Annotated in this window: 23 protein-coding genes, 1 tRNA gene and 1 riboswitch; of the genes, 16 read left to right on the top strand and 8 right to left on the bottom strand. The window is 70.0% G+C overall.

Annotated features, from left to right (window positions below; translation table 11 throughout):
- Positions 1-17 precede the first annotated feature (17 nt).
- From clpS to B7P34_RS24540, 7 genes are all read left to right on the top strand, one after another.
- On the top strand, positions 18-320 hold the full coding sequence (clpS, locus tag B7P34_RS24570) for an ATP-dependent Clp protease adapter ClpS (RefSeq protein ID WP_106679891.1): 303 nt from the start codon (positions 18-20) through the stop codon (positions 318-320).
- Positions 320-922: a DUF2017 domain-containing protein gene (locus B7P34_RS24565; RefSeq protein WP_106679878.1), complete on the top strand. Its 603-nt coding sequence runs from the start codon at positions 320-322 to the stop codon at positions 920-922. The genes clpS and B7P34_RS24565 overlap by 1 nt, the downstream gene beginning before the upstream one ends.
- A gap of 318 nt (positions 923-1,240) precedes the next feature.
- Entirely contained in the window at positions 1,241-2,731 is a 1,491-nt protein-coding gene (locus B7P34_RS24560) for an amino acid permease (RefSeq protein ID WP_106679876.1), read from the top strand.
- A gap of 147 nt (positions 2,732-2,878) precedes the next feature.
- Positions 2,879-3,301 carry a Mov34/MPN/PAD-1 family protein gene (locus B7P34_RS24555; RefSeq protein WP_106679874.1) on the top strand — a complete coding sequence of 141 codons (423 nt, stop codon included), beginning with the start codon at positions 2,879-2,881 and terminating at the stop codon, positions 3,299-3,301.
- Between the two features lie 119 nt (positions 3,302-3,420).
- Positions 3,421-3,702 (top strand): MoaD/ThiS family protein, encoded by a 282-nt coding sequence (locus tag B7P34_RS24550; RefSeq protein ID WP_106679872.1) that lies wholly within the window; start codon positions 3,421-3,423, stop codon positions 3,700-3,702.
- Between the two features lie 11 nt (positions 3,703-3,713).
- Positions 3,714-4,664, top strand: a complete 951-nt coding sequence (locus B7P34_RS24545) for a PLP-dependent cysteine synthase family protein (protein ID WP_106679870.1) — start codon at positions 3,714-3,716, stop codon at positions 4,662-4,664.
- Between the two features lie 183 nt (positions 4,665-4,847).
- Positions 4,848-5,600: an MBL fold metallo-hydrolase gene (locus B7P34_RS24540; RefSeq protein ID WP_106679869.1), complete on the top strand. Its 753-nt coding sequence runs from the start codon at positions 4,848-4,850 to the stop codon at positions 5,598-5,600.
- A 97-nt stretch (positions 5,601-5,697) separates the two neighbouring features.
- Here the strand turns inward: B7P34_RS24540 and B7P34_RS24535 are convergent, their stop codons facing one another.
- Entirely contained in the window at positions 5,698-7,101 is a 1,404-nt protein-coding gene (locus tag B7P34_RS24535) for a PTS transporter subunit EIIC (protein ID WP_223268181.1), read from the bottom strand.
- Positions 7,102-7,309: 208 nt separating this feature from the next.
- A complete protein-coding gene (locus tag B7P34_RS24530; protein ID WP_106679867.1) occupies positions 7,310-8,635 on the bottom strand; it encodes a PTS transporter subunit EIIC in 1,326 nt (441 codons plus the stop codon).
- A gap of 198 nt (positions 8,636-8,833) precedes the next feature.
- Between B7P34_RS24530 and B7P34_RS24525 the strand changes: the two genes are divergently transcribed.
- The 4 genes from B7P34_RS24525 (at position 8,834) to rdgB (ending at position 11,060) form a co-directional block, all read left to right on the top strand.
- A complete protein-coding gene (locus tag B7P34_RS24525; protein ID WP_286157508.1) occupies positions 8,834-9,073 on the top strand; it encodes a PTS glucose/sucrose transporter subunit IIB in 240 nt (79 codons plus the stop codon).
- Positions 9,074-9,204: 131 nt separating this feature from the next.
- Positions 9,205-9,936: a ribonuclease PH gene (rph, locus tag B7P34_RS24520; RefSeq protein WP_030369452.1), complete on the top strand. Its 732-nt coding sequence runs from the start codon at positions 9,205-9,207 to the stop codon at positions 9,934-9,936.
- Between the two features lie 109 nt (positions 9,937-10,045).
- Positions 10,046-10,429 (top strand): hypothetical protein, encoded by a 384-nt coding sequence (locus B7P34_RS24515; RefSeq protein WP_106679863.1) that lies wholly within the window; start codon positions 10,046-10,048, stop codon positions 10,427-10,429.
- A gap of 28 nt (positions 10,430-10,457) precedes the next feature.
- Positions 10,458-11,060: an RdgB/HAM1 family non-canonical purine NTP pyrophosphatase gene (rdgB, locus tag B7P34_RS24510; protein WP_106679861.1), complete on the top strand. Its 603-nt coding sequence runs from the start codon at positions 10,458-10,460 to the stop codon at positions 11,058-11,060.
- Between the two features lie 43 nt (positions 11,061-11,103).
- On the opposite strand, the gene B7P34_RS24505 is transcribed toward rdgB, so the two are convergent.
- The 4 genes from B7P34_RS24505 to B7P34_RS24490 form a co-directional block, all read right to left on the bottom strand.
- A tRNA-Leu gene (locus B7P34_RS24505) sits at positions 11,104-11,179 on the bottom strand.
- Positions 11,170-11,880 (bottom strand): HNH endonuclease signature motif containing protein, encoded by a 711-nt coding sequence (locus B7P34_RS39795; protein ID WP_106679859.1) that lies wholly within the window; start codon positions 11,878-11,880, stop codon positions 11,170-11,172. Before B7P34_RS39795 ends, B7P34_RS24505 begins: the two co-directional genes overlap by 10 nt.
- Positions 11,877-12,554, bottom strand: coding sequence for an HNH endonuclease signature motif containing protein (locus tag B7P34_RS24495; RefSeq protein WP_106679857.1), 678 nt, complete (start codon positions 12,552-12,554; stop codon positions 11,877-11,879). Before B7P34_RS24495 ends, B7P34_RS39795 begins: the two co-directional genes overlap by 4 nt.
- Before the next feature lie 107 nt (positions 12,555-12,661).
- Complete coding sequence (locus B7P34_RS24490) at positions 12,662-14,185, bottom strand: MFS transporter (protein WP_106679855.1); 1,524 nt, start codon at positions 14,183-14,185, stop codon at positions 12,662-12,664.
- Between the two features lie 247 nt (positions 14,186-14,432).
- Here B7P34_RS24490 and B7P34_RS24485 point away from each other — a divergent pair, with 247 nt between their 5' ends.
- On the top strand, positions 14,433-14,966 hold the full coding sequence (locus tag B7P34_RS24485) for a hypothetical protein (protein ID WP_106679853.1): 534 nt from the start codon (positions 14,433-14,435) through the stop codon (positions 14,964-14,966).
- Complete coding sequence (locus B7P34_RS24480) at positions 14,966-16,213, top strand: sensor histidine kinase (protein WP_106679851.1); 1,248 nt, start codon at positions 14,966-14,968, stop codon at positions 16,211-16,213. The genes B7P34_RS24485 and B7P34_RS24480 overlap by 1 nt, the downstream gene beginning before the upstream one ends.
- Positions 16,214-16,352: 139 nt before the next feature.
- Here B7P34_RS24480 and bcp read toward each other — a convergent pair whose 3' ends face one another.
- A complete protein-coding gene (gene bcp, locus B7P34_RS24475; RefSeq protein WP_106679849.1) occupies positions 16,353-16,820 on the bottom strand; it encodes a thioredoxin-dependent thiol peroxidase in 468 nt (155 codons plus the stop codon).
- Positions 16,821-16,961: 141 nt separating this feature from the next.
- On the opposite strand from bcp, the gene B7P34_RS24470 reads away from it, so the two are divergent.
- The 3 genes from B7P34_RS24470 (at position 16,962) to B7P34_RS24460 (ending at position 18,230) form a co-directional block, all read left to right on the top strand.
- Entirely contained in the window at positions 16,962-17,282 is a 321-nt protein-coding gene (locus B7P34_RS24470) for a DUF3618 domain-containing protein (RefSeq protein ID WP_106679847.1), read from the top strand.
- 198 nt (positions 17,283-17,480) lie between these two features.
- Positions 17,481-17,783 (top strand): GroES family chaperonin, encoded by a 303-nt coding sequence (locus tag B7P34_RS24465; RefSeq protein ID WP_058046871.1) that lies wholly within the window; start codon positions 17,481-17,483, stop codon positions 17,781-17,783.
- 29 nt (positions 17,784-17,812) lie between these two features.
- A riboswitch (guanidine-III (ykkC-III) riboswitch) is annotated at positions 17,813-17,877 on the top strand.
- Positions 17,878-17,909: 32 nt separating this feature from the next.
- On the top strand, positions 17,910-18,230 hold the full coding sequence (locus B7P34_RS24460; protein WP_106679845.1) for a DMT family transporter: 321 nt from the start codon (positions 17,910-17,912) through the stop codon (positions 18,228-18,230).
- Positions 18,231-18,266: 36 nt separating this feature from the next.
- Here B7P34_RS24460 and B7P34_RS24455 read toward each other — a convergent pair.
- Positions 18,267-20,512 (bottom strand): transglycosylase domain-containing protein (locus B7P34_RS24455; RefSeq protein WP_106679843.1); only part of this gene is annotated, 2,246 nt, incomplete at its 5' end.

Genomic DNA, 20,512 nt, shown 5'->3' with positions numbered 1-20,512 from the left:
GTGGCAGCATGGGAAACGTGAGTGTTGCACCGGTCGAGATCGAACGCACCGAGTCGAGCGAAGCCCCGTACGCGGTGGCCGAGCCCGACGTTCCCTGGGTCACGCTGGTTCACAACGACCCCATCAACCTCATGAGTTATGTGACGTATGTCTTCCAGGCGTACTTCGGCTACTCCAAGGACAAGGCCCACAAGCTGATGCTCGACGTCCACCACAAGGGGCGCGCCACCGTTTCCAGCGGCAGCCGCGAGGAGATGGAGCGCGACGTGCAGGCGATGCACGGCTACGGGCTGTGGGCGACGCTGTCGCAGGACCGTTGATGGCCGGCCACTTCGAGCCGCTGCCCGGCGGCGGGGCCGCCGTGGCCCTGGACGAGGTCGAGGTCTCCATCCTGCGCAGCCTGACGGTCCAGCTGCTGGAGCTGATCGGCCCGGGCGACGCCGCGGGCCCCGAGGGTGCCGACCCGCTCGCGCGGCTCTTCGCCGAGGGTCCCAGCGAGCCGCCGTCCGACCCCGCGCTCGCCCGGCTCTTCCCCGACGCCTACGGCGACCCGGAGGCCGGGCAGGACGCGCAGCAGCGCGCGTACGCCGCCGAATTCCGCCGCTACACCGAGAACGACCTGCGCGACCGCAAGCGCGAGGACGCCCTCGCCGTCGTCCGCTCGCTGGACGGTCTCTCGGTGGCCGGCGACGCCGGAAACGACGTGGCCGTCCTGCGCCTCACGCCCGAGGAGTGCCGCCGCTGGCTGGGCACGCTCAACGACCTCCGGCTGACCATCGGGGCGCGGCTGGAAATCACCCATGAGGACGACAGTGAAGCGTTGCTCCGGCTGCCGGACGACGACGCGCGCAAGCCGATGGTGATGGCTCACCTCTGGCTTGGCGGACTACAGGAAACGCTGGTAGATGCACTGATGGGATGATCGATCAAAGCGTCCGGGCCGTCCGCTCAGGGAACAATCAAGTCCGGATAACGATCGGATCACCGTAACGGTGCCTATTAACGCTTCTTTTCCTTATTGTCCGCATTTCTTTGTGGTCTGCGTCACTGGTCCATGATCGGCATTCAGACGATCTACCGGCCACTCGTGATACACCTTGCCGACCTGCCTCCGTGACGCCACCCATGTTCACGGCGGGAGCGCTGAGCCGGCCGACCGTCGGCACTCGCAGGACTCCATCCGGGGGGATCGGAACCCGATCCGGAGCAACCGGATCGGTATGGAGAAAGGCGCACCACCATGACCTCTGAGCAGGTCGCGGCCCGTACCGCGGACGCAGTCGCGGAACCGGGCCACAAGGGAAGCGGCAAGACGGCTTCCGAGGGTTACGAGCGGGGACTCGGTAACCGCCAGATTCAGATGATCGCCATTGGTGGCGCCATCGGCACCGGCCTCTTCCTCGGCGCGGGGAAGGCCATTTCCAAGGCCGGACCCAGCCTGATCCTGGCTTATGCCATAGCCGGTCTGGTCATCTTCTTCATCATGCGAGCGCTCGGCGAGCTGCTCATGTACCGCCCGGTGTCGGGCTCCTTCTCGGACTACGCCCGGGAGTTCCTCGGCCCCTTCTGGGGCTATGTGACCGGATGGACGTACTGGCTCTTCTGGGTCGTCACCGGAATCGTCGAGGTGACCGCCGCGGCCTCCTATGTGCAGTACTGGAACCATTCCATTCCGCAATGGGTCTCCGCGCTGGGCTTCACCATCCTGCTGTACTTCGCCAACCTGATCTCCGTGAAGCTCTTCGGTGAGCTGGAGTTCTGGTTCTCCATGGTCAAGGTCACCGCCATCATCGGCATGATCCTGATCGGTGTCGGCGTGCTGACCATCGGCTTCTCCGACGCCGGTGACACCGCCACCGTCAGCAACCTCTGGAACGACGGCGGCTTCTTCCCGCACGGCATCGGCAACACCCTGATGACCCTGCAGATCGTGATGTTCGCCTTCCTCGCCGTCGAGCTGGTCGGCGTCACCGCGGGCGAGGCCAAGGACCCGGAGAAGACGCTCCCCAAGGCGATCAACACCGTGCCGTGGCGCATCGCCGTCTTCTACATCGGCGCGCTGATCATCATCCTGGCCGTGGTCCCGTGGGGCGAGTTCATGCCGGGCGTCAGCCCGTTCGTCGCCGCCTTCCAGAAGATCGGCCTGCCGGCCGGTGCGGGCATCGTCAACTTCGTCGTCCTCACGGCGGCGCTGTCGTCCTGCAACTCGGGCATGTACTCCACCGGCCGCATGCTGCGCGACCTGTCGCTCAACGGCCAGGGCCCGAAGTTCTTCGGCGAGCTGACCAAGCGCGGCCTGCCGCTGCGCGGCACCACCTTCTCCGCCGCGCTGATGCTCGTCGGCGTCTGGATCAACTACCAGTGGCCGGGCAAGGCGTTCGACTACGTCGTCTCCTTCGCGACCATCTCCGGCATGTGGGCGTGGATCGTGATCCTCGTCGCCCAGCTGCGCTACCGCCGCAAGGCGGACCGCGGCGAGCTCCCGCCGTCCGCGTTCCGCGCCCCCGGCGCCCCGTGGACCAGCCTCTTCGCGCTCGCCTTCATCTTCATGGTCATCGTGATGATGGGCATCGACGCGGACGCGCGGGTCTCCCTGTACTGCGCCCCGGTCTGGGCCGCGATCATGTGGGTGTCCTACCTCGTGCTGAAGCGCCGCAACCCGCAGGCGTTCGAGCGCAAGGACTACTCGCAGGCCGCCGTCGAGGCCGTCAAGGTCGACCAGGCCGCGTGACGCAGCCCGAGGCCGCGTAAGGCAGCCTGAGGCCGCGTAAGGCACCCGCCGGACCCGTCCGGCATCCGGGCCCTCCCGTACCAGCCCTTGGTACGGGAGGGCCCTTCCCTTTACCCGGGCGATTCCCCCATGCCTATCCTGGGGCGCATGCTGACCATCACGCAGGACCTGTACGACCGGATCGTCGCGCACGCCCGCGCGGACCACCCCGACGAGGCCTGCGGCGTGGTCGCCGGACCGGCCGGCAGCGACCGCCCCGAGCGGTTCGTCCCCATGCTCAACGCCGCCCGGTCGCCCACGTTCTACGAGTTCGACTCCGCGGACCTGCTGAAGCTCTACCGCGAGCTGGACGACCGCGACGAGGAGCCCGTGGTCATCTACCACTCGCACACGGCCACCGAGGCCTACCCGTCCCGCACGGACATCTCGTACGCGGGCGAGCCCGGCGCCCACTACGTGCTGGTGTCCACCGCCGACACCGACGGCGCGGGCCCCTTCCAGTTCCGCTCGTTCCGCATAGTGGACGGCCGGGTGACCGAAGAGGACGTCACCGTAGTGCCTGCCTACTGAGCTCCGGCCCCCGGCGGGCCGCGGCTGTCCGCATGCCGGTACGAACGTCCGGCGGCCGCACACGGAATCGATACGATCTGCCCCAGGTGCCCCACCCGCACGCCGACAGGAGCCGCATCATGGCCATCGAGGTCCGCATTCCGACCATCCTCCGCACCTACACCGACGGGCAGAAGGCCGTCGAAGGCAACGGCGCCACGCTCGACGAGCTCTTCAAGGACCTGGAGACCCGGCACGCGGGCATCCGCGAGCGCCTCGTCGACGAGTCCGGCGAGCTCCGCCGCTTCGTCAACGTCTACCTCAACGACGAGGACGTCCGCTTCCTCGCCGGCATCGGCACCGAGCTCGGCGACGGCGACAGCGTCACCATCCTCCCGGCCGTCGCCGGCGGAATGGCCTGAGCGGCCCGCGCATGCGCTACGACAGCCACCTGGCCTCGGTCGGCAACACCCCGCTGGTGCGGCTGCCCAGGCTCTCCCCGTCCGGGTCGGTCCGGATCTGGGCCAAGCTGGAGGACCGCAACCCCACCGGCTCGGTCAAGGACCGCCCCGCCCTGCACATGATCGAGCAGGCGGAGCGGGCCGGGCGGCTGACCCCGGGCTGCACCATCCTGGAGCCCACCTCCGGCAACACCGGCATCTCGCTCGCCATGGCCGCCCGGCTCAAGGGCTACCGCATCGTGTGCGTCATGCCCGAGAACACCAGCGAGGAGCGGCGGCAGCTGCTCGCCATGTGGGGCGCGGAGATCATCTCCTCGCCCGCGGCGGGCGGCTCCAACACCGCCGTCCGCGTCGCCAAGGAGCTCGCCGCCGAGCACACCGACTGGGTGATGCTCTACCAGTACGGCAACCCCGACAACGCGGGCGCGCACTACGCCACCACCGGCCCCGAGATCCTCGCCGACCTCCCCGAGATCACCCACTTCGTGGCCGGCCTCGGCACCACCGGCACCCTCATGGGCGTCGGCCGCTACCTGCGCGAGCACAAGCCCGGCGTGAGCATCGTCGCCGCCGAGCCGCGCTACGACGACCTCGTCTACGGCCTGCGCAACCTCGACGAGGGCTTCGTCCCCGAGCTCTACGACGCCTCCGTCCTCACCACCCGCTTCTCGGTCGGCTCACAGGACGCGGTCCGCCGCACCCGCGAGCTCCTGACCGAGGAGGGCATCTTCGCGGGCGTCTCCACCGGCGCCGTCCTCCACGCCGCCCTGGGCGTGGCCCGCAAGGCCGAACGGGCGGGGGAGAGCGCCGACATCGCCTTCGTCGTGGCGGACGGCGGCTGGAAGTACCTCTCGACGGGCATCTACACGGCCCCCACGACGGAAGCGGCCGTCGAAGCACTGCAGGGCCAGCTGTGGGCCTGACCGGCACGTGACGGGCGCCGGGCGGCCCTCGGCGGCCCGCGGAGGGCCGCCCGGCGGCCACGCGTCCGTACCGGTGACTTCAGCCACAACCCCACCTCGTGGAGGAGCGGGCGTCCCCTTCGCGCCTTACGCTCGACGGACCGCATGGCCCCCCGTCACGAGTCAACGGAGGTTCAGGCCCGCATGAAGCTCACCGTCGTCGGATGCTCGGGGTCGTTCCCGTCCACGGAATCGGCCTGTTCGAGCTACCTCGTCGAGGCCGACGGCTTCCGGCTGCTCCTCGACATGGGCAACGGAGCCCTCGGCGAGCTGCAGCGCCACATCGGTCTCTACGACCTCGACGCCATCCTGCTCTCGCACCTGCACCCCGACCACTGCATCGACATGTGCGGCTACTTCGTGGCCCGCTACTACCGGCACGAGGGCGGCCGGGCCGAGGCCATCCCCGTCTACGGACCGAGCGACACCGAGCAGCGGCTGGCCACCGCGTACGGGGACGTGCCCGACGAGTCCTGCATGCGCGAGGTGTTCGACTTCCGCACCCTCGCCCCGGGCACCTTCTCCGTGGGCCCGCTCACCGTCCGCACGGACCGGGTGCGCCACCCCGTGGAGGCCTTCGCCTTCCGCGTCGAGCACGACGGCAGCGCCCTCGTCTACTCCGGCGACACCGGCCCCTGCGAGGAGCTCCACGAGCTGGCCGCCGGCGCCGACCTGCTGCTGTGCGAGGCGTCGTTCACCCACGGCAAGGAGGACATCCCCGACCTCCACCTCAACGGCCGCGAGGCCGGCGAGCACGCCGCGCGGGCCGGGGCGGGGCGGCTCGTCCTCACCCACATCCCGCCGTGGACGGACCCGCTGACCAACCTCCGCGACGCGCGCGCCGTCTACGACGGGCCGGTCGAACTCGCCCGCGCGGGCGCGGTGTACGAGATCTGACCTCTTCCGTTCTTTTGCATTCCATAAACACATACGCAAATGCCCCCGAAATCCATGGGATTTCGGGGGCATTTACCTGCGGTGTTCAGGCGAGGCGTCAGGCCTTCAATTCGGCCGACTCCTCCTCGGATTCACGGCCGGGCGTCTTGAGGTCGAACTTCAGGATGGCGAAGCGGAAGACCACATAGTAGATCGCGGCGAAGCACAGGCCCACGAGGACCAGCAGCCACGGCTTCGAGGCGATGCCCAGGTTCAGCAGGAAGTCGATGACGCCGGCCGAGAAGCCGAAGCCGTCCTTCATGCCGAGTGCCCAGGTCAGGGCCATCGAGACACCGGTCAGGACCGCGTGGATCGCGTAGAGCACCGGCGCGACGAACATGAACGTGAACTCGATCGGCTCGGTCACGCCGGTGACGAACGCGGTGAGCGCGAGGGAGAACATCATGCCGCCGACGACCTTGCGGTTCTCGGGGCGGGCGCAGTGCACGATCGCGAGGCACGCGGCCGGCAGCGCGAACATCATGATCGGGAAGAAGCCGGTCATGAACTGGCCGGCGTTCGGGTCGCCGGCGAGGAAGCGGGCGATGTCGCCGTTGACGGTGCCCTTGGGGCCGTCGTACGAGCCGGCCTGGAACCACGGGAAGGAGTTCAGCAGGTGGTGCATGCCGACCGGGATCAGACCGCGGTTGGCGACGCCGAAGATGCCCGCGCCGACCGCGCCCGAGCCGACCAGCCACTCACCGAAGTTGTGCAGACCCGTGCCGAGCACCGGCCAGATGTAGCCGAAGACGACGCCGATGAGCAGACCCGCGAAGGAGGAGAGGATCGGCACCAGGCGGCGGCCGCCGAAGAAGCCCGCCCAGTCCGGCAGCTTCGTGCGGTAGAAGCGCTGGTATATGAGCGCGACCACGAGGCCCATCACGACGCCGCCGAGGACCTTGGCGTCGACGGCCTGCTCCACCATGACGACCTTGTGGTCGACCACGGCCTCCTTCTTGGGGAGGCTGCCGTCGGTGAAGGTGCCGAGCACCTTGGAGAAGACCAGGTAACCGGCCACGGCGGCCAGGGCCGTGGAGCCGTCCGACTTCTTGGCGAAGCCGATCGCGACACCCACGGCGAACAGCAGCGCCATGTTGTCGAGGATCGCGCCGCCGCCCGCGGACATAAATTCGGCGATCTTGTTGAGGAACGCCGGGAACGACTCCTTGCCCAGCATGTCGCCCTGGCCGAGGCGGACCATCAGCGCCGCGGCGGGGAGCACGGCGACGGGCAGCATGAGGCTGCGGCCGATGCGCTGGGCGACGGCCATGGCGCCGGCGCCGAACTTCTTCTTCTCGGCCGGGGCCGCGTCCTTCTTCTTCGCGGGCTTCTTGTCCGCCGGCTTCTTGTCCGTCGGCTTCTCGTCCGCCGGGGTGTTGTCCGAGGGCTTCTCCGCGGCCTTCTTCTCCGGCGAAGCGGCGTCGTCAGGCGCCGCCTTTGCCGCCTTGGCGCTCTTACTCATCGGATTCCTCCAGGTGAGGCGGGCGCTCGGGGGAAGGGGGGTGGCCCGCTTTTGGTCTACACCACTCAGTGGTTTAGACCATGTTGTAGCACGTGAGTCCGGGATAAAGGAATCCGTGCTTCCCGGTGGCTTCCGACACAGCGGAAAGCCCCCGGCGGCGCGCCTCCGGGGGCTCGTGACGGGGAGCGATTACCCCTTCACAGTGCAGCTAGTCCTTGACGTTGCCGCGCTCGATCTCCTCCGCCAGCTCTTCCGGTTCACGCCCCGGAGTCGGCAGGTCGAACTTCGTAATCGCGAACCGGAAAATCGCGTAGTAGACGATCGCGAAGCACAGCCCGATCGGAATGATCAGCCACGGCCTGGTCGCCAGCCCCCAGTTGATCACGTAGTCGATCAGGCCCGCCGAGAAGCTGAAGCCGTCGTGCACCCCCAGCCCCCAGCTCACCGCCATCGACACGCCCGTGAGCAGCGCGTGCACCACGTACAGCGCCGGCGCGATGAAGAGGAACGAGTACTCGATGGGCTCCGTGATGCCCGTGACGAAGGAGGTCAGGCCCACCGAGAGCATCATGCCCGCGACCGCCTTGCGCCGGTGCGGCTTCGCGCAGTGCGCGATGGCCAGCGCCGCCGCCGGCAGCGCGAACATCATGATCGGGAAGAAGCCCGTCGTGAACTGGCCCGCGTGCGGGTCGCCCGCCAGGAAGCGGTTGATGTCGCCGTGCACCACCGTGCCGTCCGGCTTCGTGTAGTCGCCGAACTGGAACCACATGAAGGTGTTGAGGAACTGGTGGAGCCCCACCACCAGCAGCGCCCGGTTCGCGACGCCGAAGACGCCCGCCCCCGCCGAGCCCAGGTCCGACAGCCACTTGCTGAAGCTCGTCAGCGCGTCGCCGACCGGCGGCCAGACGAAGAGGCAGACGACCGCGAAGGCCAGCGCGACGAAGGACATCAGGATCGGCACGAGCCGGCGGCCGTTGAAGAAGCCCAGCCAGTCCACCAGCCGCACCCGGTGGAAGCGCATCCAGAACCACGCGCTCAGCAGGCCGATCACGATGCCGCCGAAGACCCCGGGGTTCTGGAAGCTCGCAGGGGACGCCTGCCCGCCCATGGAGACGCACACCCCGCTCCACAGCCCGGCCCCGCCGAACTTCGACTCGTGCGGGCAGTCCTCCGGGAACTGGTGCAGCACGGAGAAGTAGACGAGGAAGGCCACCACGGCCGCCAGCGCCGTCGAGCCGTCCGCCTTCTTCGCCATGCCGATGGCCACGCCCACGCAGAACAGCAGCGGCAGGCCGAGCGCCGAGTCCAGCAGCGCGCCGCCCGCGCCCGCGAAGACCTTCGCCACGTCCGTCCAGCCGAGCCCGTCCTTGCCGAAGACGTCCGGCTGGCCGAGCCGGTTCAGGATGCCCGCGGCCGGGAGCACCGCGATGGGGAGCTGCAGGCTGCGGCCCATCTTCTGCAGGTTCGAGAAGAGGGTCTGCCAGCGCTCGCGCCACCGGCTCTGACGCGGGGCGGCCGCGGCGTCCGTGCTCATCTGCGTCCTTCCGGCCGCCGCCCCGGCGACGGTCCACTCGGTGCTTGCCGCATACTGGTGTAGACCACTTATGCGCGCTTGCGGGTGTCGCCATCATTTGCCGGATGGCGGACATTTCGCTCGCGTAGTTGGGCTGAACGTGGTTTACCGTGGGGAAGCCGCTCGGTGGTACCGCCGAAGGGCCGAAGACAACCAGGAGTGCACATGGCCAGCAAGGCTGAGAAGATCGTCGCCGGCCTCGGCGGCATCGACAACATCGAGGAGATCGAGGGCTGCATCACCCGGCTCCGCACCGAGGTGAACGACCCCGAGCTCGTCGACGAGGCGGCCCTCAAGGCCGCCGGCGCCCACGGCGTCGTCAAGATGGGCACCGCCATCCAGGTCGTCATCGGCACCGACGCCGACCCGATCGCCGCGGAGATCGAAGACATGATGTGAGCCGCTGAGGCTCACCCGGCCCTGCGGCCCACCGCCAGGGGCCCCGCCCGGAATACGTGCATACGTGACATACGCACCGCCATCCGGAACGGGGCCCTTCGCCTTGCCCCGATGCCAGTAGGCTCATCACCATGTCTCGCATCGACGGCCGCACGCCCGACCAGCTCCGCCCCGTGACCATCCAGCGCGGCTGGAGCAAGCACGCCGAGGGCTCCGTCCTCATCTCCTTCGGCGACACCAAGGTCTTCTGCACCGCCAGCGTCACCGAGGGCGTCCCGCGCTGGCGCAAGGGCAGCGGCGAGGGCTGGGTCACCGCCGAGTACTCGATGCTGCCCCGCTCCACCAACACCCGCGGCGACCGCGAGTCCGTCCGCGGCAAGATCGGCGGCCGCACCCACGAGATCTCCCGCCTCATCGGCCGCTCCCTGCGCGCCGTGATCGACTTCAAGGCCCTCGGCGAGAACACCATCGTCCTCGACTGCGACGTCCTCCAGGCCGACGGCGGCACCCGCACCGCCGCCATCACCGGCGCCTACGTCGCCCTCGCCGACGCCATCACCTGGGCCCAGGGCAAGAAGCTCATCAAGCACGGCCGGCAGCCGCTCACCGGCACCGTCAGCGCGGTCAGCGTCGGCATCGTCGACGGCGTCCCGCTCCTCGACCTCTGCTACGAGGAGGACGTCCGCGCCGAGACCGACATGAACGTCGTCTGCACCGGCGACGGCCGCTTCGTCGAGGTCCAGGGCACCGCCGAGGCCGAGCCCTTCGCCCGCGACGAGCTCAACGCCCTCCTCGACCTCGCCGTCACCGGCTGCACCGCGCTCGACGCGGCCCAGCGCGAGGCCCTCGCGGCGACGCTGTAAAGCAGGCGTGTAAAGCAACCGCCGGAGGGATCACCGGCGTTCCTACGGGCGTACGGCCGGAACATCCGGGCCGTACGCCCGTAGCCGTACCCACAGGGGAGGGGCCCTCATGCCCGCACGCAAGACAGCACTGGCACTGGCCGCCGCAGCACTCGTCGCCGTGCCGCTCGCGGCCGGCTGCTCCACCGCCCAGAAGGCCGTGGACTGCGCCCGCCTCGGCATCGAGATATCCGACGACGTCGACGACCTCCAGCGCAGCGTCACCGACACGGCGAGCGACACCGACAACGCGAACAAGATCCTCGACAACCTTGAGAAAGACACGAAGAAGCTCAAGGACAAGAGCAGCAACGTCGACGTCGGCAAGGCCCTCGACCACCTCCAGAAGGCCGTCGGGAACGTTCGCGACGCCCTGCGCGACGACAAGACCCCGGACCTGACGCCGGTCACCGACGCGGCGGGAGAGCTCTCCAAGGTGTGCACGTCGAAGTAGACCGGGAGCGGCCCGGGATAATCGCCCCATGAAGCGCCTGATCCTCGCCACCCGCAACGCCAACAAGGTCACCGAGCTCCGCGCCATCCTGGAGGCCGCCGGCCTCGGCGTCGAGCTGGTCGGCGCCGACGCCTACCCCGACATTCCGGACGTCAAGGAGACCGGCGTCACCTTCGCCGAGAACGCCCTCCTCAAGGCCCACGCCCTCGCCCGCGCCACCGGCCTCCCCGCCGTCGCCGACGACTCGGGCCTGTGCGTCGACGTCCTCGGCGGCGCCCCCGGCATCTTCTCCGCCCGCTGGGCCGGCGCCCACGGCAACGACAAGGCCAACCTGGACCTCCTCCTCGCCCAGCTCGGCGACATCGCCGACGAACACCGCGGCGCCCACTTCGCCTGCGCCGCGGCCCTGGCCCTCCCGGACGGCACGGAGCGCGTCGTCGAGGGCCGCCTGGAAGGCACGCTGCGCCACGAGCCCGCGGGCGGCGGCGGCTTCGGCTACGACCCGATCCTGCAGCCGCTCGGCGAGACCCGCACGTGCGCGGAACTGACGGCGGACGAGAAGAACGCGATCAGCCACCGGGGGAAGGCGTTCCGGGCGCTGGTGCCGGTGGTGCGGGAGCTGCTGGGCTGAGACGGTGTGTGGCACCCGCACTGCGGGTGCCACACACCGGATGTAGGGCCGACGAGATTCGAACTCGCACTGTCCACTACCTAAAAGTGGCGCCTCCTGGCCAGTTGGGCTACGGCCCCACGGCTAGATTACTGGTCCTGCTGCTGTCAGTGCCAGCGGGAGGGGCTGGGCGTCGCTGACGCCCTCCGCGGCACCAGGTGCTTGTGATCGCGTGACAGTTGGGGCAGAGCAGCCGGAGGTTCTCTCGGCGGTCGTCGCTCCAGTCGCCGTTGATGTGATCGATCTCCAGCGTCATGGGCTTGCTCTGCCACACAGGGCCGGTTCCGCAGCGTGCACACTCCTCAGGCACGCCGATCTCCCGCAGTGCTCGGCGGAGCAGCGCCGTCTTGGTTCGGCGCTCGCCGTTGTGTTTGACGAGCAGTTCCTCCGGGGTCTTTCTGGGAGTCGGGCCGGGCTTGCCGCGCTGGTGGGCTTGACCGAGAAAGTGAGAAGTGGTGAGGCCGTCCTCGGCTATCCACTGACGCACTCGGGAACGTTGACCGGCGGTGTCCTTCCGGCCCAGCCGTCTCAGCGTCTCAGCGAGGGACACGGACTGTGACACCGCGTCGCGGAGGGTTTCGGGGCGCGGTCTGCCTCTGCGGTACGGCCGACGAGGAAAGTGCGAGACGTCGATTCCGTAGTGTTTGAATCGCCGGTAGAGGTACTGAGGCAGGTGGCGATAGGGCCGACTGCCGAAGAAGGCTATGACCTCATTGATGGTGGTGCATGTTCGAGCGGCCTCGACCAGCCGCTCACGCGTGTACTGCGTGCCGCTGCTCATCCGTTCTCACCGCCGGTGCCCGCTGCACGGCGGGCACCGGCGTGTCGAGCCGTCCCGCGGCCGCGGTAGGTATCCGTCGTCGAGTGGCAGTTGGGGCAGACCAGCCGCAGGTTCTCGATGCGGTTGTTGCGCCAGTCTCCGTCGATGTGGTCGACCTCCAGCGGCAGGGGGTAGCCCTGCCAGGTGGCCTCGATGCCGCACATCGCGCAGCGGTCGACCACTCCGAGTGCCAGCATGGCTGCCTTCAGGCGGCAGTTCTGCTCACGGCGCGCCTTGGGCGAGGTCTGCACGGTGAGCAGATCCTCTGGAGAGCGCTTCCGTTTCCTGCCCCCGGAGGCTGGGGCCCTGAAGTGCGACGTATCGATACCCAGGCACCGGATGCGGCGGCTGATGTGAGTGTGGTGACCACCGACGACGTCGATGCCGAGGTGCCGCAGCACCTCGCACATGTTGGATGACGCGGCCACCGCCGCCTCAAGGGTCTCCCTCGTCCAGCAAATCCCCTCGCGCTCGAAGTGCGACGTGTCCACTCCCAGCTTCTTCATGCGGTCGCGCAGGTAGGCCCTCCGCGATCCCTTGGGATCCACCCCCAGCCTCTCCAGCGCCTCCGATAACGTCCGTGACGTCCCCGCCGCCTCCGCCAGAACCTCGCGTGTGTACGGGCTGACAGGCATGGCGCCCTCCCCCTTGTCGATGCGACGTGCGCGACCGCGTATCCGTTCGCGATCTCGAACCCATCAACGACACACCCACCCGACAGTTACGCCAAATGTGCGAAACATCAGAACTTCGGGTCGGGAGCCCGGGAAGTGACGATCTCTTCCGCCTCCTCCTTCGTCGCCACCGCCGGTGGTGACCCCTCCAGCGGCCGGCGCGCCGTCTCGCGCATGAAGGCGACCGCGACCATGCCGACGAGGGCCGCTCCCGCCGTGTAGACCGCGGGCGCCATGTCGCTGCCCGTGGCGTGGATCAGGGCCGTGATCACCAGCGGGGTCGTGCCGCCGAAGAGGGACGTGGAGAGGTTGTAGCCGATGGCGAGGGAGCCGTAGCGGACCGGGGTGGGGAAGAGGGCGGGGAGGGCGGCGGACATGGTGCCCAGGAGGCACACCAGGGGCAGGCCCAGCATCAGCATGCCGCCGGACACCGCGGCCAGGCCGCCCTGCTTCAGCAGCAGGAACGCCGGGACCGACAGGACGACGAAGCCGCCCATGCCCGCCATCAGCAGCGGCTTGCGCCCGATGCGGTCGCTCAGCCGCCCCACGCACGTGATGACCGTCATCAGCAGCGCCATCGTCGCGATGAGGATCAGCAGGCCGTGCGTGTCGTCGTAGCCGAGCTGGTCGGTCAGGTACGTCGGCATGTACGACAGCAGCATGTAGTCCGTGATGCCGTACGCCCCGGCCAGGACCACGCAGAGCAGCAGCCGCGCCCACTGGGTGGTGAAGATCTGCTTGAGCTCGGTGCCGCCGCCCGCCGGTTCCTCTTCCGCCAGCTTCTGGAACGCCGGGGTGTCCTCCAGCCGCAGCCGCAGGTAGAGGCCCACGAGCCCGAGCGGCCCCGCGACGAGGAAGGGGATCCGCCAGCCCCAGTCCGTCATCGCCGCCCCGCCGAGCGCCGACGTCATGGCCGTGACGAGGCCCGCCGCGCCGATGTAGCCCGCGAGGGTGCCGCATTCGAGGAAGCTGCCGAAGTAGCCGCGGCGCTTGTCGGGCGCGTACTCGGCGATGAACGTCGCCGCGCCCCCGTACTCGCCGCCCGTCGAGAAGCCCTGCAGCATCCGGAAGCAGATCAGCAGCACCGGCGACCAGAAGCCGATCGCCGCGTACGAGGGGATCAGGCCGATGGCGAAGGTGCCGGAGGCCATCAGCACCATCGTCAGGGCCAGGACGCGCTTGCGCCCCACCCGGTCGCCGAGCGGCCCGAAGAACATGCCGCCCAGCGGCCGGACGAGGAACGCCACGGCGAAGGTCGCGAGGGACGACAGCAGGCGCACCGTGTCGTCGCCCGACGGGAAGAAGACGTCCCCGAGGGTGACGGCGAGGTAGCTGTAGATGCCGAAGTCGAACCACTCCATGGCGTTGCCGAGCGCGGCCGCCTTGACGGCGCGTCTCACGGTCCGCTCGTCCGTGACGGTGATGTCCGTGCGCCGCAGCCGGGGGTTGCGGCGGCGGGCGACGGCCCGGAAGAGGGCCGGGTGGCGTCTGACCGCGGCCGGGTCGTGGCCGTTGCCATGTCCGTTCGTGTGCCCGTTGCCGTTCCCGTTCCCGTTTCCGGTCTCGGCTTCGGTGCTGCTGCCGTTGGGCACGGCTCGGCCCCCTCACGCTTCGGCGGTGACTACGTACGCGCCTGCGTCTGCACGCTGCGCCGCCGCTCAAACCGGTGCGCCCCCCGAGAGGGAGATTGGTCACGCCCGGCGGCCCGCCCGCGGGGCGGGGTGCGGCGGAAGCTGATATAGGCATGAAGGGAACGCGCGGCCCGATTTCACCGTCCCTCACAGCGGGGCCGCACAGCCGGACCCCGGAAGACCCGCAAGACACCAGAGAGAGAGGCCGATGGCCGACCGTGTGGCGCTCCGCCGGCCCGGCATGCGCACCGCCCTGGCGATCTTCGCGGTGGTGACGGTGCCGGCCATCGGCGGCCTGTGGGTGAGCGCGGCCGGTGACCGGTCGGACGCGGTGGCCGATGCCCCCAAGACGGCGGCCGCGCAGAAGTCGCACCCGCCGCACGGTCCGGAGGCGTCGACGGCCGAGGACACTCCGGCGCCGCAGGAGCTGCCGGGCGTGCGCGAGTGCGGGGTCGGCAAGCCGGTCGTCGAGCCGAAGATCATCACGCTGAACTGCTCGAACGCCGGCGTGGTGGCCAGTGACATCAAGTGGAGCTCGTTCGGTGCCGACGGTGCCGACGGCTACGGCACGGTGCTCGTCTCGGGCGCCACGGGCAGCGGTTCGCCCGCCTCCTTCCCGGCGCGGCTGCGGCTCTACGACGTCACGAAGGTCGACGGCATGATGGCCTTCACGGGCATCGAGGTCAGCTATACGGGCGCCACCCCCCATGCGAAGGCGAAAGAGGTGTACACGATCGCGTGATGGGTATCCGTGGCCGGATCGCCCTCGCGATCTCCTTCGTCACAGCGCTCGCCGTCGTGGTGCTGGGACTGGCCGTGCACCACATCTCCGCGGCGGAGCGCGACCGGCAGGCCCAGGCCTACCAGGACGACCTGCTGAGCTCGGCCCTGCAGATCTACCAGCGCGACAGCACCCTCGCCCTGGGCGCCCAACTGGACGACGCCGCACTGCCGTTCCCGCTGGCCAAGGCCGTGGCGCGGGGCCGCTCGGGCACGTACATCAGCGGCGGTGAGGACCCGCGGGTGTGGGCGGCCACGGCCGTCGGCGGCGACAAGGTGCTCTCGGTCTCCGCCCCGTACCCGGACCGCGATCCCCTGATGACGGCGCTGGACAAGGCGCTGCTGGTGGCGGGCGCGGCGACGGTGGCGCTGATGGCGGTGGTCGCCTGGTTCGTGGCGCAGAGCCTGTCGCGGCGGCTGCGGCACAGCGCGGCCGCGGCCCGCCGGATCGCCGCGGGCGAGCCGCCGGACGCGGAGGCGCTGGCGGCGGGCGGCCGGGACGAGGTCGCGGAGCTGGGCCGCTCGGTCCACCACATGGCGACGTCGCTGGCGGCGCGTGTGGAGGCGGAGCGCGAGTTCACGGCGGACGTGGCGCACGAGCTGCGCACGCCGGTGGCCGGGCTCGTGGCCTCGGCGGAGCTGCTGCCGCACCCGCGCGCCGTGGAGATGGTGCGCGAGCGCGCGCAGACGATGCGGGTGCTCGTGGAGGACCTGCTGGAGGTGTCCCGGCTGGACGCCGGCCGGGAGCGCGCCCAGCTCGACGCGGTGGAGCTGCCGTCGCTGGTGCGCGGGATCGTCAAGCGGGCGCAGGGCCAGCGCGGCGTGGACGACGTGGCGGTCGAGGTGGTCGGCGAGGGCCGGATCGTGGCGACGGACGCCCGCCGCGTGGAGCGCATCCTCGTGAACATCCTGGCCAACGCGGCCAAGCACGGGAAGCCGCCGATCGAGGTCACGGTGGAGGGCACCCGGATCGTCGTGCGCGACCACGGTGACGGCTATCCGCCGGACCTGGTGGACCAGGGCCCGCGCCGCTTCCGCACGGCGGCGCCGGAGCGGGGCACGGGGCACGGCCTGGGGCTGACGATCGCCGTCGGCCAGGCGGTGGTGCTGGGGGCGCGGCTGGAGTTCGGCACGGCGGAGGGCGGCGGGGCGCGGGCGGTTCTGGATCTTCCGGAGGCGGAGGCGGGGGCTCCTGCGGAGGGCGAGTGATGGCGTATGCGGTGCGGGCTCGTTGCGCCTGCGGCGGGCGTCCTCAAACGCCGGACGGGCTGGATTTTTTGCTGGGCTCAGCAAGACCCGAGCCGTCCGGCGATTGAGGGCCGGGGTGGAACCCCGGGTCGGTCGGTCCCTACAGGCCCAGGTCCTTGATGATCTTCGCTACGTGCCCCGTGGCCTTCACGTTGTACAGCGCCCGCTCGACCTTGCCCTCCTCGTCGACGATCACCGTCGAGCGGATGACACCGGTCACCGTCTTCCCGTACAGCTTCTTCTCGCCGAACGCGCCGTACGCCTCCAGGACCTTCTTCTCGGGGTCGCCGACGAGCGTGACCTTGAGGTCCTCCTTCTCGCGGAACTTCGCGAGCTTCTCCGGCTTGTCGGGGGAGACGCCGATCACGTCGTAGCCGTGGCCGGCGAGGAAGTCGAGGTTGTCGGTGAAGTCGCAGGCCTGCTTGGTGCAGCCGGGGGTGAGCGCGGCGGGGTAGAAGTAGACGATCACCTTGCGGCCCTTGCGGTCCGCGAGCGAGACCGGGTTGCCGTCGGCGTCGGGAAGGGTGAAGGCGGGGGCGGTGTCGCCGGGCTGCAGTCGCTCGCTCATGGCTCTCCTCGGGTCGTGGGCCTGCGTCCCGAGCGTAGCCACCGGCCCGATCGGGGGTGCCGCGGGGCACGGCGTCCGGTGAGCTGACAGACTGTCGTCATCACTCATCATCACTCTTATCGAGACGACGGAGGCAGCGCGGTGTCGGATGCCAGGACCCCTGCGCAGATCGAGGCGGACATCGCCCGCAGGCGGAGCGAGCTCGCCGTGACGCTCGACGAGATCGGCGTGCGCATGCACCCGGCCACGATCATGGGCGACGCCAAGGCGAAGGTCGCCGCGAAGGTGGACCACACCGCGGGCCGCGCCTGCGCCACGGCGCACCGGCTGGTCTCGGACGTGAAGGCGCGCCTCACGACGGAGGACGGCGCGCCGCGGCTGGAGCGGATCGTGCCGGTGGCGATGGTCGCGGTGGGCGTGATCGGCCTGATCGCGGTGTCCTCGCGCAAGCACGAGAAGTAGGCGGCGGGAAGCAGGCCCGGGAAGCGGGCGGAGACCCGGGCGGGTGCCCGGGCGGAGCGTAGGCGGGACGTAGCCGGAGCGCGTCCGGGGCGTAGGTCACATCCGCGGATCCGCGATCTGTGGCCGCGGTGCCGCGTGCGGGCGGGTACGGTCGTCTGCGTGAGTACGAACACCACCCACGACAAGCTGCCCATCCGGATGCTGCACGACCGCGTGCTGGTCCGGACCGACATCCCGGAGGGCGAGCGCCGGTCCTCCGGCGGCATCGTCATTCCCGCGACGGCGGCGGTGGGCCGCCGGCTGGCCTGGGCCGAGGTCGTGGCGGTCGGGCAGAGCGTACGGACGGTGGAGCCGGGCGACCGGGTGCTGTACGACCCCGAGGACCGCGCGGAGGTCGAGGTCCGGGGCGTGGCGTACGTGCTGATGCGCGAGCGCGACCTGCACGCGGTGGCGGCGGAGCGGCTGGAGGGGTCCGAGGACTCCACGGGGCTCTACCTCTGAGCTCGTCTCCTCCGAGCTGGTCTCCTCCGGGTTTGCTACGGTCGTAGGTACCCGACGAGACGCGCCGTACCGGGTCAGGACAAGACGACGCACCCCTGGAAGCTCTTTCTCCACGGAGGTGCCGTCATGGCATGGGTCCTGCTCGCCGTCGCCGGTCTGCTTGAAGTCGGCTGGTCGATCGGCATGAAGTTCACCGACGGGTTCACGCGGCTGTGGCCGAGCGTGTTCACCATCGCGGGTATCGCCGCCAGCATGGTGCTGCTGTCACAGGCGGCGAAATCCTTGCCCATCGGTACGGCCTACGGGGTGTGGGTGGGCATCGGCGCGGCCGGCGCGGCGGTCCTGGGCATGCTGGTCCTGGGCGAGCCGGCCACGGCGGCGCGGATCTTCTTCATTGTGCTGCTGCTGGTGGCGGTGGTGGGTTTGAAGGCGACCTCGGGGCACTGAGCCCTCCAACGGCCCGTCCGGGCCGTTCGTGACCCGTCAGTAGTCGCCCAGCAGCCCCCCGTCCAGCCCGCCTCCTCCCTTCGGCTCGTTCGGGATGAACGTGGGGAGCCCCGGGATCGACGGCGGCCCCGTCGGCGGCCGGGTCGGGAAGCCCGTGGGCGGCCCGGTCGGCGGCAGTGGCGGGAACGACGGCGTGGGCGGCGTCGGCGGCGCCGGGATCGACGGCGGCGCGGAGGTCGTCGGCGGCGCCGGGATCGTCGGCTCCATGGTGGGCATCCGGGCCCCGCTCTCCAGCTCCAGGTCGAAGTCCTTGACGGAGGTGCCGGAGAGCGCGGCCGCCGTGTAAGCGGCCCAGATGTCGGCGGGGAACCCGCCGCCGTTGATGCGCGCCTGCCCGGCCGCGCCGTACAGCGACTTGTGCTCGCCGGTCTCGGAGTCCTGGCCCATCACGGCGACGACGGTCGCGAGGTCGGGGGTGTAGCCCGCGAACCACGCCGCCTTGTCGTCCTCCGCGGTGCCCGTCTTGCCGGCCGCGGGCCGCCCCGCGGCCTGCGCGCCCCGCCCGGTGCCGTTGTCGACGACGCTCTCCAGGATGGAGGTGGTGGTGTCGGCGGCGGTGCGCGTGACGGCCTGCTTGACGTCCTGGCCCGGCAGCGGGACGACCTCGGCGCCCTTGGTGACCCTGTCGACGAGGGTGTACGCGCCGTGCCGCCCGTGGTTGGCGAGCGTGGCGTACGCCTGGGCCATGTCCAGGACGCTGGCGTTGGCGACGCCGAGGGCGATGGACGGGTTGGCGTTGAGGTCGGGGGTGTTCGACGGGATGCCGAGGGCGACGGCGGTGTCCTTGACCTTGGCGGGGCCGACGTCCTGGGCCATCTGCGCGTAGACGGCGTTGACGGACAGGTCGGTGGCCTTGGTGACGGTGATCTGCCCGTACGAGCGGTCGTCCTCGTTGGCGGGGGCGTAGCCGACGGGCCCGTTCGGGCCCTGCACGGGGCGCTTGTTGGTGCCGTCGTAGAGGGTGAACGGGGTGATGGTGCGCCCGTCCTGGGTGGAGGCGTCGTTGGCGACCGCGGACGTGAAGACGAACGGCTTGAAGGTGGAGCCGACCTGGAAGTCGCGGCGGGTCGCGTTGTTGACGAACTGCTTGGTGTAGTCGATGCCGCCGTAGAGGGCGACGACCCGGCCCGTCCGCGGGTCGACGGAGGCCCCGCCGGCCCGTACGTACCGGTCGACGGTGCGGTCGTCGCTGAGCTCGTCCATCAGCTGTTTCTGCACGGCGCTGACGAACGCGTCCTGCTTCTTCTTCTCGACGGTGGTGGTGATGCGGTAGCCGCCGCGGGCGAGCGTCTGCTCGTCGACGATCTTGTTGCTGGTGAGGTAGTCCTTGACCGCCTCCACCAGATAGCCGCGCTGGCCGGACATGCCGAGCCGGGCCCTCGCCTTGCCGGGCGCGGGGAACTTCATGGCGCTGCGGTCGGCCTGGCTGAGCCACTTCTTCTTGACCATGCCGTCGAGGACGTAGTTCCAGCGGGCGGTGGCGCGCGCCTGGTTCTCGGGGTGGGCGCCGACGTCGTAGAGGCTGGGGGCGTTGAGGAGCGTGGCCAGGTAGGCGCCCTCGGCGGTGTTCAGCTTGTCGGAGTCCTTGCCGTAGTAGGCCTGTGAGGCGGCCTGGATGCCGTAGGCGTTGCGGCCGAAGTAGCTGGTGTTCAAATAGCCTTCGAGGATGTCGTCCTTGCTCTCCTCGCGGTCCAGCTTGATGGCGATGAAGAACTCCTTCACCTTGCGGCTGATCGTCTGCTCCTGCCCCAGGTAGTAGTTCTTGACGTACTGCTGGGTGATGGTGGAGCCGGACTGCTTGCCCTTTCCGGTGACGGTGTTCCAGGCGGCGCGCAGCATCGCCTCGGGGTTGACGGCGGACTCGGAGTAGAAGTCGCGGTCCTCGGCGGCGAGCACGGCGTGCTGCACGTCCCGGGGCACCTTGCTGAGCGGCACGCTCTCGCGGTTGACCTCGCCGTCGCGGGCCAGCTGGCTGCCGTCGGCGTAGAGGAAGACGTTGCTCTCGGCGACCGCGGCCTGGTTGGCGGCGGGGATCTGCACGAGCATGTAGCCGGCGATGAGGCCGGCGGCGATGAGCAGGACGACGAGCAGGATGCCGCCGACCACCATGCGCCAGGTGGGCAGGAGGCGGCGCCAGCCGGTGCGGCGGGGGCGGCGGCCGTTGCCGTTCCCGCCCGGTCCGCCGTCGCCGCCGTCGCCGGGGCGGCGCGGCCGTCCCGGCT

The organism is Streptosporangium nondiastaticum (assembly GCF_003011965.1).
GTDB classification, from domain to species: Bacteria; Actinomycetota; Actinomycetes; order Streptomycetales; family Streptomycetaceae; genus Streptomyces; species Streptomyces nondiastaticus.
The sequence above is the reverse complement of the archived record's forward strand: the minus strand, read 5'-3'. Positions and strand labels throughout refer to the sequence as shown.